Here is a 15,189-nt window from a genome sequence, read left to right on the forward strand (position 1 = left end):
GGGAGACGGATGGTCAGGAAAAGAACGCGATCTTTTCCGCTTGAGTCATGCGCCTGAACGGAGCCATCGGATCGGAGCGCGGCGTGATTCGCGGGACGATTCCGCTCTCCAGCAGCGAGACACCGAGTGAAGGTGGTGCGGCAATCTCGGGCGTTGACTCGGCCTCGGAATCAATACGCGCGTCAGAGCTGTCTGCGATCGGCTCGGCAGTTGGCGCTAGCTCGACAGTTTCGGGCCTGTCAATATTAGCATCGTTCGTCGCGGGTTCTTCGAAATCAGGTACTCCCATTTCGAGCGCGATCATGTCGAGCACGGCGTCGTCGTGCGCTATGTCCTGTTCACTCACTTCGGCGGCGGGTTCGCGTTCGATATGGTTTGCCGTCGTCGCTCCATAGGCGGCTGCGACCGGCGCGTCGCCCGCAGTAGCGGTGGCGGCTTCTGGCTCAAAGACAGCAGCTTCCGCCATTGCCTGCTCGTGAGACGCCGCCTTCTCGGGTGGGGCGACGACTTCGTCGTTCGTCGTCGGGGACGTGGTTTTGAGCGGGGATGGGGAAGCCGTCGAGCTCGGAGAGTCCCACAACCCGTCGAGCGTTGTCTCGATCAGACTGAACGCTGAATGCAGCACGGCCACGTCGTCTCTGGCGGCAAGCTGTGAATGAGCTTTCTCGATCGCGCCGGCCTGCGACTCGAGGATATCGCAAATACGGCTGTCCCCGCCGATCTCGCGCCAACGCCATGAGATTTCACGAATGATGCGTACACCGTTCTGAATCGGGACGAGTGCATCGTTCATGATCCGCTTGTCGAATGCCGCCATTGTGGCGGTTCTGGCCTCAACGAGACTTCTCCTGATCGCGGCGAGCGTGTTGGGCAACGTGTCGGCAGGCGCTGCCTGTTGTTGAGTCGCTATAGTTTGCTCGATGCGCGCAACGGCATCGAGCACCATCGCAGTGTCGGCGCTGCGGTTGCGCTTGGCATATTCGGCAAGAAACCATCGGCCTCGCGACGTCTCCATAAAGGCTTCGCGAATGGCGTCGAAGTCGGTCTCGCTGAGAGGCGCAGCGCTGGCGGAAATCGGCGACAGGGCAAAAGCTTCATCGGCCATGGCAAACTCGTCGCGTAAATCATTGCGCGTGCTGTAACGATCAACACGATTCAGCCCGAATCGCAATTGAATTGACGCAATCCGAATCAGAAATCCCCCATTCGCCGCGTTCTGGAGGGCAGGTGGTTCGTGGTCACTCGTGAGCTTGCCGGCGCACCATTCCTAAGAACGTTCCGTGAGAACAGCGGGATCAGCCCCAGAGCGCCGCGTCCGGCGGATAGACCGTGCTGCCGTCGTAGCGAAGACCGTTGTCACGGTCGTCTGCCAGCAACAGCGGACCATCGAGGTCGATGAAGCGGGCTTGCTGCGCGATCAGCATGGCGGGCGCCATCGACAGCGAAGTTGCGACCATGCACCCGATCATGATTTCGAAACGCAACGCGCGAGCCGTATCCGCCATGGCCAGCGCTTCGGTCAGACCGCCGGTCTTATCGAGCTTGATGTTGATGGCGTCGTAGCGTTCGCGAAGGCCGTCGAGCGATGCCCGGTCATGAACGCTTTCATCAGCGCAGACAGCAATGGGTCTGCGAATGCGTGCCAGCGCGTCGTCGCTCCCTGCGGGGAGGGGTTGCTCGACGAGCGTGACGCCGGCGGCCTCGCAAGCCGCCAGGTTCCGCTCGAGATTATGAAGCGTCCATGCTTCGTTGGCGTCGACGATCAGTTCCGATTCGCGAGCCTGTTTGCGCACAGCGGCTATGCGCTGGGGATCGCCGTCGCCACCAAGTTTGATCTTGAGGAGGGGCCGATGCGCGGCTTTGGCGGTCGCTGCCGCCATCGTCTCAGGCGAGCCGAGTGAGATTGTGTAGGCCGTGGAGCGAGGAGAGGGCGCCGAACGATCCAGTAATGTCCATATCCGCCGGCCGCTGCATTTAGCCTCGAGATCCCAGAGCGCGCAGTCCAGTGCGTTCCGCGCCGCGCCAGCTGGCATGGCGGACGCGAGTGATTGGCGATCCAGGCCTGCTGCGAGAGGCTTCTGCATCCCATGGATGGCAGCCAGAACCCCTTCCGGTGTCTCCCCATAACGAGCGTATGGGACGCATTCCCCGCGTCCAGTGTGGCCACTCCGGCTGATTTCGGCGACGACCACGACGGCTTCGGTCTTGGCACCGCGGCTGATCGTGAAACTCCCGGCGATCGGCCAGCGTTCGATGCGGCACTGAAGCGTGATTGCGTCGTTCGACAACATTTCCAAATTGACAGGTCCGAATGCAACGCAAGCCGGTCACGTTGGGAGGGATAAATCCGCGAGCCAGCGACCCCATGTTGACGTTCCGCTTCATGTCGGCAGAGACCAATCCGCGGAACGAATGGCGGCAGACGATCCCACACTGAACCCAGTTGCGCAAGGCGACCGGTCTGGCGCTGGCCAACGTTTGGGGGCAACGCACGGCTCCCGCGCTGTCGGCTGGCCTTCTAAAGGGGCGGAAGGAGCATGCTGCGTAGCGTGATCTTGTGCCCGCTGCGACCCCTTGAATTGAAAGGGCTGCGATATTCCGGATGCGATCTGGTCTTCGTGGGTATCAAAAGCCAAGAAACGGAGGTTTAAGCCTCCGTTTTTCAGCCGGTGAAGCGCTATGCGAGCCGCCCCGCTGCATGCGCGAGCAAGGTATAGACCAACCCGGTCTCTGATGTCAGATGGTCGCTTATTGCCGAGGGTTCTCGCTCGTCGCGTGCGACCTCGTCCAGCAACCGTTCAAATTCGGCAATGTAGCGATCCGCCGTCTGTTTGAAAGTGCGGTCCGTACGGTATTTGCGGGCCACCTCGTCAAAGGCTTTTTGACCTCCCGGCGTGTAGAGCCGCTTAGTGAAGGCCTTGCGTTCGCCACGCTGATAGCGGTCCCACATCTCGCCGACAAGCTTGCGGTCCATCAGGCGGCCGATATCGAGCGACAGTGAATCCAGAGGATTTACGGGCGCAGCCGGCGGCGCTGGTCGTCCGCGTGGAATGTCGCCGCTTCCGGTATCGGCGCGGTTCAGCAAATCCGAAAGCCAACCGTCACCCTCATCGTCAGCGCCTGGCGGTTTGGCTGGCTGATCGGTGCGGCGAGCTGACTGAATGCCAAGGTCCGGTGTCGGCAGGTTCGATGCACTGCCGTTGTCACGCATACGTGCCGCAGGGCGTGCCGTTGCCGCGCTCCGGCTGGCAGCGGCCGCCATCATTGGCTCTTCCTCGCGCTGCGAGCTGCCGCTGCTGACGACGTCGAACCCATGGCCATGGCGCGCGACGATCCGGTTGAGTTCGGCAAGCGCTTCGATCTGGTCCACGATCACTTTGCGCATCTGAGCGGTGCTCTCCGCCGCCTCTTGCGGCATCTCGAGCACGCCGCGACGAAGCTCGCCGCGCGTCGCCTCCAGCTCGGAATGCATCTCGGCCGACATCTGCTTCATGCTCTGCACCAACGCGGCGAACCTGTCGGCGGACTGCCTGAGCATCGATTCAGCTTCCTGGCTCGCCTTCTTGCAAATCTCGCTCATCGATTCTGATGTCAGTCGGCGTTCTTCCTCGGCCGTAGCCCGAACGGCCTCAAACTGACGGTTGATCGCGGCAGATCCCGCGCCGGCGGTTTCGGCCACCACCCGCGCGATATCGCGGGCGCGCTCTTCGGCGGCGGCGAGCGATTCATCGAGCAAGCTCGTAAAACGCGTCAGCCGTTGGTCGAAGTCGGTCGTCCGCAAATCGATTGTTGTCACGAGTGATTCCAGCGCCGACTTACGCTCCTCGACGGAGGAGGTGGCGCTTCGGTTGCTCTGTTCGACTCGCGCTGTAGCTTCGACCAAAATTTTTCCGTGATTCTCAAACTCGGCGGACAAGCTGCCAAGATCATCGAGAGCCTTCGAGGTTTTGGTGTTGAACAACGTCAATTGATCTTCGAGTGTCTGAGTCGCGAGGCCGCTCTGCGAGGTGACATCCCTCATCGTAGTGACGAAATCGGCGACGCGTGTGACGAGCGTGCGCTCCAGTGAATTGAGATTTTCGTGCGCTCCGGTGAGAACCTCCTGAAGAAGAATATTGCCCTCGCGCAGCCGCTCAAACAGCGCAACTGTATCCGTGCGCAATATCTTGCTGGTCTCCTGCATCTCGGTGACGGCCGCGATGGATGCTTGCCGGGACTGATCGATGGCGGAGTGGGATGCCTCCTCGAGATCCTTCAATGATTTGCTGACCGCGGCCGTTGCTAGCTCACCTGCGTTGGTGATTGTGCGGACCACGTCAGAGCCATTCGCCGCGATCGATTGCGAGAATGCCTGGCCTCTGGCTTCGATCGACTTGAGGGCGTCGCCGGTAACGCGGCCGATATCGGAGTTGAGTTGATCGGCCTTGCTCCCGAGAGCTTCGATCAGAGATCCCCGTTTGGTGTCGAGAACCTGTGAGAGACGATCCGTCTGCTGCTGAACGTAATTGACGATTTCGTCCGTTTTACCGGTGATCATCGCGCCGAAGCCGCCGCTGGCCGAGAAGATCAAGCGCTCGGCGTCGGTCGAGGCCGACTTGACCTTCATGCTGACTTCGTTCGACGCCGAGACAAGGGCGGTTTGTGCATTTTGCGCACTCGCCTGAATGATCTCGGTGGTATTTGCCGCGGCTGCGTGGAGGGTGCGTTCGATATCCGACGAGATCACTTTGATCTGATTGGCAGAGTCGGCGGAAGCGGTGGTCAGCGTGCTCTGGGCCTGACGTGCACTGCCGAGAAGCGCGGCGGCGGTCTCAGCGCCTACCGTCGTCAACGTCTGTTCGATCTCGTTCGTAAGCGATTTGACCTGGCTTACGGTATCGGCCGAAGTGGTGGTGAGGGTGTTATGGGCTTCGCGTGCGCTGTTGAGAATGGCGGCGGCGGTATCGGCGCTTACTGTCGTCAATGTCCGCTCGATGTCGCTTGCGAGCGATTTGACCTGGCTTGCGGTATCGGCCGACGTGGTGGTGAGGGTGCTCTGGGCTTCGCGTGCGCTGTTGAGAATGGCGGCGGCGGTGCCGGCGCTCACTGTCGTCAATGTCTGCTCGATGTCGCTTGCAAGCAACTTGACCTGACTTACGGCCTCTGCCGACGTGGTGGTGAGGGTGCTCTGGGCTTCGCGTGCGCTGTTGAGAATGGCGGCGGAGGTATCAACGCTCGCTGTTGTCAATGTTCGCTCAATGTCGCTTCCGAGCGATTTGACCTGATTTGCGGCGTCGGCCGAAGCGTTGACGAGCGTGGTCTGGGCCTCCCTCGCACTCGACAGGACAGTGTCCGCGGCCGACGTGCCGGTGGCGGACAGCATGCGCTCAACGTCGGACCCGACAGTCGTGAGCGTGCGTTCGATATCGCTCGCGAGCGATTTCACTTGATTTGCGGCGTCCGATGACGCGGCGACCAGCGTGCTCTGCGCCGCGCGCGCGCCGGCGAGAACTGAATCTGCCGTGTTGGCGCCAGCGGCGGTTAGCGTCCGCTCGATATCGGCTGACAGGGATTTGGCCTGACTTACAGTCTCTGCGGATGAGTTGATCAGCGTCGTCTGCGCCTCGCGGGCGCTGTTGAGGATGGAGCTGGCAGCGGCCGTTCCGGCGGTGGTCAAGGCGCGCTCGACCTCCGTCGACGTCAGCTGAAGCTGGGCACCCACATCGGTTGAAATCGAAAGCAGGGACTGTTTAGCAGAACGAGCGCCCGTCTGAATGGTTTCGCTTGTATTGACGATTAGATTGGTCAGCGAGCGTTCCGCATCCTCGACATGGGACTTGATACCGAGCGACAGCTCTTCGGCGCGTGCCAACAGTGTGTCGCTGGCCTCGCGCCCGCTCAATTCGAAGCGGCCTGCCACAGCTTCAATTCGTGATCCGAGCAGATCCTCGAACTGCGCGACTCGTGTGTCGATCGCGGTTGCGACAAAGCCCACACGTTCGTCGAGACCTTGATGGATTTCCTGGAACCGCGCTGTGATCGTATCCGCGAGGTAAGCGCTGCGGTCGTCGATGGCTTCAGTTACCCCCGAGATGCGCCCTTCAAGGGCCACGACGGCCTGCGTCGCGCCTTCAGCCAGCGATGTTGTAAGGAGGGAGAGGCGACTTTCGATCGAGCCGATCGCATGAGCGGCGCCATCGGATAACGACGAGGTGAGGGTGCCGAGCCGGCTGTCGATTGTCTCCGTGACTGATTTTGCACGCGTATCGAAGATTTGCTCCAGTGTTTTCAGGCGGCCGTTGACCGATTCGTCGAACGACTTGATTTTAGCGTCAAACGAAGCATCGAGATTGGTGACGCGCGACTGGAGCGAGGTTTCGAATCTCGCCAGATGCTGATCCAGCGCGGCGCTGATCTCGCCTCCATTGGAAGTCAGCCGTGTATCGAAGGTATCGACATAGTTCTTCATACTCTGTGCGATATCTTCGGTGCGCTGGCCAAGGCGATCGACGATCTCAGCGCCGAAGGTCTTCACCGTGCGATCAAACTCCGAGATGTGGCGAGTGATCAGAGCGCCGAGCGTGCCGCTGTCGCGTGCGAATTTCTCTGCGAGTTCGGAGCCCTGGTCTTTCACCAGTTGATCGAACGCGTTCATCTGAAGGCTAAGCGTATCGTGCGCGGTTTCGGTTTGAGTGACAACGTTGGCCACCAGTGTGTTGACTGTAACGTCGAGTGCTTCGCTCGCCTTGTCACCGCACGATAGAATCCGGCTTGCCAGCCGGTTGCCGGCCTCGTCGATCTTGCTGGCAAGGTCGCCGCCGCGGAGCTCGAGCTCCACCAGCAAGGAATCGCTGGAATTTTTCAGAGCGTCGTGGACTTGTTCGGTACGGTCCGAAATGCCTTCGACGATGGATGCCGATTTTTGCTCGAAGTCGCCCGTAATCTGGTCGATCCGATCGTTCAGCATGTCATGGACGCGGTCGGCCAGATCGACGAATTCATCGTGGACGTGACCGGTCTTGAAATTAAGGCTGCTGGTCAAGCGCTCGCTGGCGTCGAGAACGGCGCGTGCGGTCTGGGCGCTGGCTTCCTCAAGGCGGTCGAGCAAGTCGCCGCCCCGTTCGCCGAGCGCAAAAATCATGTTGTCTCCGGCATTACTAAGAGCCGTTGTGATGTGCTCGCCGCGCTCTTCCAACGTACCGGTGATGCCCTTTGCGACTTCGTCGACGCGCGAGGCGATGGCATCACTGATCAGCGCGATGTCATGCCGCAGGTCTATCTGGACACCCGAGATCGCATTGCGGACCTGCTCGGCCTGGCCGACGAGGTTGTCCCGCTGATGCGCGATATCCTGAAGCAAAGCGCGAATCCGCACCTCGTTATCAGAATAGGCACGTTCCAGCGCGGCGACCTCGTTGGCGACCAAAGCTTCCAGTTCGCCGGCTCGGGCGATGGCACGCTCGACGCCGTCGCCCATCGCGGCGACTTCGCGCCGGATCGCCTGTCCCACGGTCACCACCGAATCGCTGGCCAAGCCTTCCGGCTCGGAGAATCGGATCGCCACCTGGGCCATCGACTGCGCGATCATGCGCAATTCCTGTCCGCGCCACGCCATATTGGCCAAAAAGTAGAACAGCAGCACAGGGGCGAAAAACACGGCAATCAGACCGGTGAGGGCGAGCGTACCGCCGCTACCCTGACCAAGGGCCGCCTGAAGCGACGGCAAAAAGCTGATCGTCAGAAGACCGGCGCCGAGAATCCAGATACCGGCGAACAGCGTCGCCAGCGTATAGATGTTGCGGGAAGGACCGCTCTTTTGGAGCGACTGAAGGATTTGCCCGATCGTTTCACGGTCGTCGTTGGCAGGGCGTCGCGTGAAGTGCGGTCCTTCAGCGGCTTCAGGAATCGGTCGATCTGCACGGATGCCGGGCCACTCCTCGCCATGGCCAGCGGGTGGGACCGGCGGGACGACATCGTGACGGGTCACAGCCTGATCAAGGTCTGCTGCGGATGCCTCACCGATGTTCAGCGCCTCCTGTATGGCGGAGAGAGCGACCTCTGTCGGATCTTTGATTTTCTTGGGATTGTTCGCCATCTCAGTCCACGCCCTCGTGTTACGCAAACCGCAAGTTCGCGTCGCCGCTGCAAGTCCGGTCGCCGACCCGAGCCCCAAGCCGGTCCCAGGCGCGGCAATCGCCACCGCCCGTTGTCGGTCACTTCCCCCCAACATCCTATTGGCTTGGCGTCTCGAATGAAATGGTCGTGATTAACACAATCTTAATCATCGTTAACGGCTGGCGGCGCCGACCGCTCGCGCGGCTCGAAAGTCATGGGCAGTACGTTGAAATTGGTCTCTAAACATACGAAAGGTCAGTTTCGTACCTGAAACGTTCCATTAACCAGTTCCGTGATTGGCTGGGCCGGATTCTGCGGGGGAACCTCGCCGTCGCAGCGGATGCCCGGATAGCAGCAATGTCGTTTTCTCTTGGACAGGTCGACTGGATGCCCTCGCCACCGTTGGTTCCGGAGGATGGGCCGATCGATTTCGACCATCTCCATCGCATGACACTCGGCGATGACAGTCTTGAACGGGAGGTTTTGGCAATGTTCGCCGGTCAGGCCGCCGAGCTGGCCGCCTCGCTGGCGCAACTTCCGCCGAATGCCGCGATCCTGGCGCACAAACTGAAGGGCTCCGCGCGGGCGATAGGCGCCATTCACGTCGCCGCTGCCGCCGCCGACCTGGAAATCGCGCTTCGCAAGGGTGCCGATCCGGCCGAGCCGCGGGTTACGCTGAATGACACCGTCAATCAGGTTTGCCAGGCAATTGATGCGATCCTGCGGCGCTCCTGAGGCCACGGGCGAATTCCTGCGAGTGCGCCTTTTTGCGCCGACCGCTGGCGTTGGCCCGATCGTTTCGTTATAGGACAGCCGAACTTCCTCATTACCAGTAATCTGTTCGGCAACACGGCACCCTATGACCAAGATCAACTTTGTCGACCATTCCGGCGAAACCCGCACTGTTGACGTCGATAACGGCGCGACCGTCATGGAAGCTGCAATCCGTAACGCCGTTCCCGGCATTGAGGCGGAATGCGGCGGCGCCTGCGCTTGCGCCACCTGTCACGTCTATATCGACGACGCGTGGGCCGAGAAGGTCGGCAAACCGACGCCGATGGAAGAGGATATGCTCGACTTCGGCTACGACGTGCGGCCGAATTCGCGATTGTCCTGCCAGATCAAGGTAAGCGACGAACTCGAAGGCCTCGTGGTTACGGTACCGGAACGGCAGGCTTAAGCGCGTCGCATAACCGGCTGACGCCCGCCCATAACGGCGCATCTGGCGTGACGCTGGCCGGACGCGGTGCAGGCGCCACGACAGTTTATGGCTTTCCTCAAACCGGCCGGTTGGTTATAGCGAAGCGAATTTGATAAGCGTTCGCGGGAAGAAACGCGTCAGGAATATCCAGGCAGCGGCGCGGCCGTCCTGCTGGCCCGCGCAAAGGTTTCAACGGAAAAAGAAGCTGACATGAGCGAAGCGATCAAGACGGATGTGCTGATTATCGGTGCGGGCCCCTGCGGACTGTTTGCCGTGTTCGAACTGGGGCTGCTCGACATGAAGGTGCATCTTGTCGACATCCTCGACAAGATCGGCGGGCAGTGCGCCGAGCTTTATCCGGAGAAGCCGATCTACGACATTCCCGGTATTCCGTTGGTGACCGGTCAAGGGCTCACCGAAGCCCTGCTGGAGCAGATCAAGCCGTTCAACCCGACGTTCCATCTCAACGAGATGGTGGAGAGCATCGAGAAAATCGGCGATCCCGGATTCCGCGTCACCACCGACGCTGGCCAAGTGTTCGAGTGCAAGGTCGTCGTGGTGTCCGCGGGTGGCGGCTCGTTCCAGCCGAAACGGCCGCCGGTGCCCGGCATCGAGGGTTATGAAAACACTTCCGTGTTCTATGCGGTGCGCAAGATGGAGCAGTTCCGCGACAAGGAGATTCTGATCGTCGGCGGCGGCGACTCCGCGCTCGACTGGACGCTCAACCTACACCCGCTGGCGAAGCGCATGACGCTACTCCACCGTCGCGACGATTTTCGCGCGGCTCCTCATAGCGTCGAGCAGATGCGCAAGCTGGTTGCGGACGGCAAGATGGATTTGAAGATCGGTCAGGTCACGGCGCTGGAAGGCGCGGACGGAAAACTCTCCGGCGCGCAGGTGAAGGGCAGCGATAATGCGATGTCGACGGTCAGTTGCGATACCATGCTGCCGTTCTTTGGTCTGACGATGAAGCTCGGGCCTGTCGCCAACTGGGGCCTTCACCTTGAGAACAACCTCATTCCGGTGGAGACCGCGTCGTTCGAGACCAATGTTCCCGGCATCTTTGCGATCGGCGACATCAACACCTATCCCGGCAAGCTGAAGCTCATCCTCTCGGGCTTCCACGAGGGCGCGCTGATGGCGCAGAAGGCGCATCGCTACGTCTATCCGGACAAGCGGCTGGTGTTCCAGTACACCACCTCGTCGTCGAGCCTGCAGAAGAAGCTCGGGGTGAATTGAGACCGTCGGCTCGCCAACGCGCGACGCCGAAAGCCTCCGAATTGCTTGCGAGAAGTCTTGCGGCAGACCCGAGGCAACGGCGTTTTCGCCTCATTCGTTGCGACCGGACGGCGGCTTCGGCGCGGCTAAAACGCGGCAAACGCTGCGTCGCCAAAACGTCGTCCTTTTGCAGAAAATATTCCTAGATTTCGCCGCGTGATAAGCAAGATGGTATGAGCCCGCGAATGCGAGTCGTGGACGTCGCGGTTTCGCATCGCTAGGTTGTGGCCATGGGGGATGACGTCGCAGCGGCCGTCGAGGCATTCATCAAACGTTGGCAGGGTCAGGAGGGCGGGCAGGAACGCGCGAACTACGCGCTGTTTCTAACGAAGCTCTGTGACCTGATCGGCGTCGATCATCCCGATCCGGCCGGCGCGACCCATGAACGGAACGACTACGTCTTTGAGCGCGTGGTCACGCGGCGCAAGGATGACGGCGACACGCTCGGCCGCATCGATCTTTACAAGAAGAATTGCTTCGTCCTCGAAGCCAAGCAGAGCCGCATCAAGGGCGGCGCGAAGGAAATCAAAGGCCAGAACGATCTGTTCGCCGCCGACGTGTCGTCCGGGGAAGCGCGGGCTGGTGCGCTGGTTGCGGCCAGATTACCAGATTCCGCGCTTCGCCAAGGGCGTGGACAAGCAGGCGGCATCCGAGGAGGGTGCGCAGGTCGCTGCCACACTCGACATTATCGAGAGAGTGCAGTTGCCGTCGTTCCCGGCAGGCGCGGTGGAGCAGACCGCCGCCGTGTTCGCGGCGCTGGCGTCGGCAGGTGCGCCGCTCGACGCCAAAGCCATCGCAGCGCAGTTCAGGAAGGCAAAAACGTCGGAGAAGAAAATCGCCGATGTACTGGCGTCGCTGGCGCGGCTCGGCCACGTCGCAACCGATGGCAAGACATTTACACTGCGCCGGGTGGCGTGATGTAGTTACCCCTCATCCGGCTCACCCTTCGGGCCCGCCCCTTCTCCCGTAAGGGGAGAAGGGGAACTGCTCACGCCGCTACGTTTCCTCTTACTGCTGCATCGGTGCGGGTGGGGTTGCCGCTGGTGGGGTGGGTGCCGGCGACGTCGGCAACGCCAGCGGCGGTAGCGGTTCGCCTGTCACATTGCTCCCATCGGCGGCGTTGAGATGCAGTTGCGCCTCGGCCGCCGGCAGCGCGGCGTCCGCCATCGCGGCATGACCCTCGGCGGTCGGATGGATCGCGCCGCCGTACACCGCGGAGAGCAGTCCCCATGTCGCGTCGTGGATGTCGGACGGCTGCATCGATGAGGACTGCGCCTGCGGGTAGGTCATCGCGGTGAAGTAGCTGTCGTTGGCGTCGCGTATCCAGCGTGCGCGGGGCAGATAGGCGCGGAACGCGCTTGCCTCACGGCCGCAGGCGAGAGGTTGCTGCGGCGCCTCGACGATGTTGCTGACGAAGCTGTTGCCTTGGGGCGAGAAACATTCGCGGTCGAATTCGGGATCGCTGCCAGCGCGCGCGCAAAATCCGTGATCGGCGAAAGCCGCCTGATGCGCCTCGACGAAGGTCATGCGGTCGCCGGCGGGATCACGGCAGATCACACCGGACTGGCACAACGCGAGGGCCTTCAGTCCCGGCAGGAATTCGTTTTGAACGTAGCCGGTGACCGCGGCGAGCCGCCCGGGATCGGCATTGAACGACGGATGCACGTCGAAGCCCGCTTTGCCGCCGGTGCAGGGCGCGCCGCCGTTCGCCAGCGCCGGGTTGGCATAGGAGACGAACACCGCCCGCGACAGGTCGTTATCCAACAATGGCTTCAATGCTGCGCGCAGCCGGGCGAAGGATTGCGGCAGGTCTCGCACGAGGCTCGATTGTGAATCGTCGACCGATCCGATCAGGCCGCCGCGCCTGAACAGCGCGCGTTCGGTTGCCGCATCCACGATGACGTCGGACACGAGGCCGGAGAAATTGATGTCGTTGGCGCCGATGGTCATCAGCACGAGATCGAGCTTGCGGTCGGGCTGGCGGTGCCTCGCAGTCGCGAGCGCCTCGCGCAGTTGGGCGATCTGGCCGTTGACGGTGCCTTGGCACTTGGCCGAAGCCTTCGAGGTCAGGCATTCACGCGCGCGCTGCGAACCCAGCATCCCGTCGGGAATGCTGGCGCCGGTGCAGGCCAGCGGCAGATAGGTCACTGCGACGTGTGTATAGCGCACTGCGAGTGCGAGTGCGGTGCGGGCCTGGTAGCTGTAAAGCGAGCGATGGCAGGCCGCGTTCATCCACAGCGCGCCGTATTGCTGCCAGGTCTGTAGCGAGCCGGAGGTGCCGCAGGCTCGGCCGCCTTTGTAGCCGGCGCGGCTCGGCCGGTAAAATTCGTCCGCCGCGCCACCGAGATAGGAGCGGAAGCAAAAGCCTTCGTCCGACAGCGCAACAGGGCGATCCGGGTTGCCTTCACCGGAAGCGATGGAGTCGCCGAGGCCGGCGACGAGGATGTCGCGCACCTTGATCTGCGTCATCAGGCGCTGCGGTGCGTCACTGCCGCTCGTGACATCGACGGTGGCGTTGGTGGCGCGGCCATAGCGGGCGCGGAAGTCGATCGGCTCGGCGCAGTCCTGCGTCGTGGCGCGGGGGCCGTCGCCGTCGTCGAAAGACCAGGCGCAGACGGCGCCGACCGGGACCCCGCCGGTCAGGCGCACGGTGACCGGATGCTCCGTCGGCGTCAGATAGCTTTCCTTGATCTTGTCGCGCGTGCAGGGCTCGCTGATGTGGCCCCCGAGATCGATGCAAAGACGGTTCACGGCGTTGCGAGCCCAGCCGCGACCGTCGCTTTGCAGTTCCAACGCCTGCTCGGCAGCGAGAATGCTCTGGTTGCTGGCGGCGGCGACATGGATCTGGAAATCCCGCTCCTCCCGGAACAGCCGGAAGCGACTACGGACCTCCCAGGAAATCTGCATTCCGCCGGCAGCCTGATCCTGGATTGGAGCGGCGGGGTCGGCCGGGGCGATGCCAGTGGAAAGCGGCTGCGCGGCGATTTGCTGCGCGGCAAAACAGCCAAGAAATGCGAGGGCAATACCGACCAGGACCGAGGCGTGGGCGCGGAGCATGAATGGTTTTGACGTGACAGTTTTGGCGGAAATAAGAGCGGAGAGGACCTCGCCGGCTCAGTCCTGCGCAACCGGCGACTTGGCCGCTTGCGGCGATGCTGCCTCATCTGGTAGGCCATCATTGTTGCCGTTACCGTGGCCGTCGTTAGCGCTGTTGTCACCGCTAACGTTGCCGTTGCCGTTGATCCTGCGGCGGTGCTGCCAAGGCTGCACCACGTTGAGCCAGAGTTCGCGGGTGCCCATGATGGTGATGGCAATGGCGAACGGGATCATGAAATAGAGAATCCGGAATACCAGCAGCGTCGCCAGCAACTGCTCCTTGCCGAACTGCGGTAGCGCCACCAACATGGCCGCGTCGAACACGCCGAGGCTTCCCGGCGCATGACTGGCGAAGCCGAGCAGGGTGGCCAGAATGAAAACGACTGCCACCGACACGAAATCAATGTCCGGATGCGTGGGCATCAACAGATACATTGCCAATGCACAGAATCCGAGATCGACGACTCCGATCAGGATCTGCACGAAGGTCAGCGGCGCGGACGGCAGCACGACCTTCCAGCCGTTCTGTCCGAGTTCGCGGCGGTTGCGACCGGTGATGATCCAGGCGAGATAGATCGCGATGCCGGCGAGGCAGCCGAATGCGATCAGGCGGTTGACTGACGGCGGCAGCAGGTCCATCGCGCTCGCCGCCCAGGGATGCCAGGCCATGCCGATGCCGAGCACGAACAGGTTGCCGAGCCAGAACGTCAGCCCGGAGATAAAACAGATCTTTGCGACGTCGATGGCGTTCAGCCCATAGTCCGAATAGATCCGAAACCGGATCGCGCCGCCGGTAAACACCGTCGCGCCGACGTTGTGGCCGATGGTGTAGCTCGTGAAGGCTGCGAGCGCCGCGACGCGATAGGGGATGTGATCCTTGCCGATCGTCCGCACCGCGAAGAAATCATAAAAGGTGAGGGTGCAGAACGCCCCGACGACGCAAAGCGCGGCCAAGGCGATCTCGGAGGGCGACTTTTCCGTCAGCGCGACCAGGATAACACTGGAGTCGACGCCCTTAAGGGTGTGGATAAGAGTCGTGATCGCGAAAGCGATGATGACGAAGCTCGCAACGACACCAAGCCGTTTCCAGCCGATCCATTCCTTGAAGCCGCGCTGCAGCGCGGTCAGCAGCCGTTGCATTCGTCCTCCCGCTAGCGCCCCGATTCCGAAGGTCTTATGGCCTTGTGGAAACGTTCAATGCGAATTTCGAAATCAAGGGACACTAGTAATCTCACTATTCCGGTGTGGTTTGATTTCAGAAGACGCCGCTCGACGGCCTCGTCGGGACAATGACGCCAAATTCTGACCACCACACCAGGTCACGATACGTTTCGAGCCGATTGCGGAGAGGAAGGCAAGCGGCTGTTCCGTCTCTCATACGCGAAAAACTCATCAGACAAAACGGCGCGTTTGACGGTGGCTATCAGGCCTGAACGCAGCGGCGCCTTCACCGGTCGAAAAAAGTCAGAACACATCCCCGCTGTGCGCGTCCGCAGCGGCGAAAGTGAGTTGACGATGCA

At 61.7% G+C, this 15,189-nt stretch carries 9 protein-coding genes and 1 pseudogene; 5 read left to right on the forward strand and 5 right to left on the reverse strand.

The window, feature by feature from the left end:
- Positions 1-13 precede the first annotated feature (13 nt).
- The 3 genes from ACM561_RS05960 to ACM561_RS05970 form a co-directional block, all read right to left on the reverse strand.
- Positions 14-1,105, reverse strand: a complete 1,092-nt coding sequence (locus ACM561_RS05960; RefSeq protein ID WP_425908758.1) for a hypothetical protein — start codon at positions 1,103-1,105, stop codon at positions 14-16.
- 190 nt (positions 1,106-1,295) lie between these two features.
- Complete coding sequence (gene dgcA, locus ACM561_RS05965) at positions 1,296-2,291, reverse strand: N-acetyl-D-Glu racemase DgcA (RefSeq protein ID WP_425908760.1); 996 nt, start codon at positions 2,289-2,291, stop codon at positions 1,296-1,298.
- Between the two features lie 386 nt (positions 2,292-2,677).
- Positions 2,678-8,074, reverse strand: a complete 5,397-nt coding sequence (locus tag ACM561_RS05970) for a methyl-accepting chemotaxis protein (RefSeq protein ID WP_425908762.1) — start codon at positions 8,072-8,074, stop codon at positions 2,678-2,680.
- Between the two features lie 377 nt (positions 8,075-8,451).
- Between ACM561_RS05970 and ACM561_RS05975 the strand changes: the two genes are divergently transcribed.
- The 5 genes and pseudogenes from ACM561_RS05975 (at position 8,452) to ACM561_RS05995 (ending at position 11,491) form a co-directional block, all read left to right on the forward strand.
- On the forward strand, positions 8,452-8,829 hold the full coding sequence (locus tag ACM561_RS05975) for an Hpt domain-containing protein (protein WP_425908764.1): 378 nt from the start codon (positions 8,452-8,454) through the stop codon (positions 8,827-8,829).
- Positions 8,830-8,953: 124 nt separating this feature from the next.
- Positions 8,954-9,274, forward strand: coding sequence for a 2Fe-2S iron-sulfur cluster-binding protein (locus ACM561_RS05980; RefSeq protein WP_079446138.1), 321 nt, complete (start codon positions 8,954-8,956; stop codon positions 9,272-9,274).
- Positions 9,275-9,505: 231 nt separating this feature from the next.
- Positions 9,506-10,534 carry an NAD(P)/FAD-dependent oxidoreductase gene (locus ACM561_RS05985; RefSeq protein WP_425908766.1) on the forward strand — a complete coding sequence of 343 codons (1,029 nt, stop codon included), beginning with the start codon at positions 9,506-9,508 and terminating at the stop codon, positions 10,532-10,534.
- A gap of 269 nt (positions 10,535-10,803) precedes the next feature.
- A pseudogene (locus ACM561_RS05990) lies at positions 10,804-11,076 on the forward strand (type IIL restriction-modification enzyme MmeI); the annotation flags it as partial.
- A 79-nt stretch (positions 11,077-11,155) separates the two neighbouring features.
- A complete protein-coding gene (locus tag ACM561_RS05995) occupies positions 11,156-11,491 on the forward strand; it encodes a hypothetical protein (RefSeq protein ID WP_425909886.1) in 336 nt (111 codons plus the stop codon).
- 90 nt (positions 11,492-11,581) lie between these two features.
- Here ACM561_RS05995 and ACM561_RS06000 read toward each other — a convergent pair whose 3' ends face one another.
- Entirely contained in the window at positions 11,582-13,630 is a 2,049-nt protein-coding gene (locus ACM561_RS06000; protein ID WP_425908768.1) for a hypothetical protein, read from the reverse strand.
- A gap of 57 nt (positions 13,631-13,687) precedes the next feature.
- Positions 13,688-14,809, reverse strand: coding sequence for a lysylphosphatidylglycerol synthase transmembrane domain-containing protein (locus ACM561_RS06005; RefSeq protein WP_425908770.1), 1,122 nt, complete (start codon positions 14,807-14,809; stop codon positions 13,688-13,690).
- Positions 14,810-15,189: the final 380 nt, after the last annotated feature.

This window comes from Nitrobacter sp. TKz-YC02, assembly GCF_049852135.1.
Taxonomy (GTDB): Bacteria; Pseudomonadota; Alphaproteobacteria; order Rhizobiales; family Xanthobacteraceae; genus Nitrobacter; species Nitrobacter vulgaris.

Coding starts and splice junctions, on each gene's coding strand:
- ACM561_RS05960 (WP_425908758.1), bottom strand. CDS start 1,105: ATGGCCGATGAAGCTTTTGCCCTGTCGCCGATTTCCGCCAGCGCTGCG.
- dgcA (WP_425908760.1), bottom strand. CDS start 2,291: ATGTTGTCGAACGACGCAATCACGCTTCAGTGCCGCATCGAACGCTGG.
- ACM561_RS05970 (WP_425908762.1), bottom strand. CDS start 8,074: ATGGCGAACAATCCCAAGAAAATCAAAGATCCGACAGAGGTCGCTCTC.
- ACM561_RS05975 (WP_425908764.1), top strand. CDS start 8,452: ATGTCGTTTTCTCTTGGACAGGTCGACTGGATGCCCTCGCCACCGTTG.
- ACM561_RS05980 (WP_079446138.1), top strand. CDS start 8,954: ATGACCAAGATCAACTTTGTCGACCATTCCGGCGAAACCCGCACTGTT.
- ACM561_RS05985 (WP_425908766.1), top strand. CDS start 9,506: ATGAGCGAAGCGATCAAGACGGATGTGCTGATTATCGGTGCGGGCCCC.
- ACM561_RS06000 (WP_425908768.1), bottom strand. CDS start 13,630: ATGCTCCGCGCCCACGCCTCGGTCCTGGTCGGTATTGCCCTCGCATTT.
- ACM561_RS06005 (WP_425908770.1), bottom strand. CDS start 14,809: ATGCAACGGCTGCTGACCGCGCTGCAGCGCGGCTTCAAGGAATGGATC.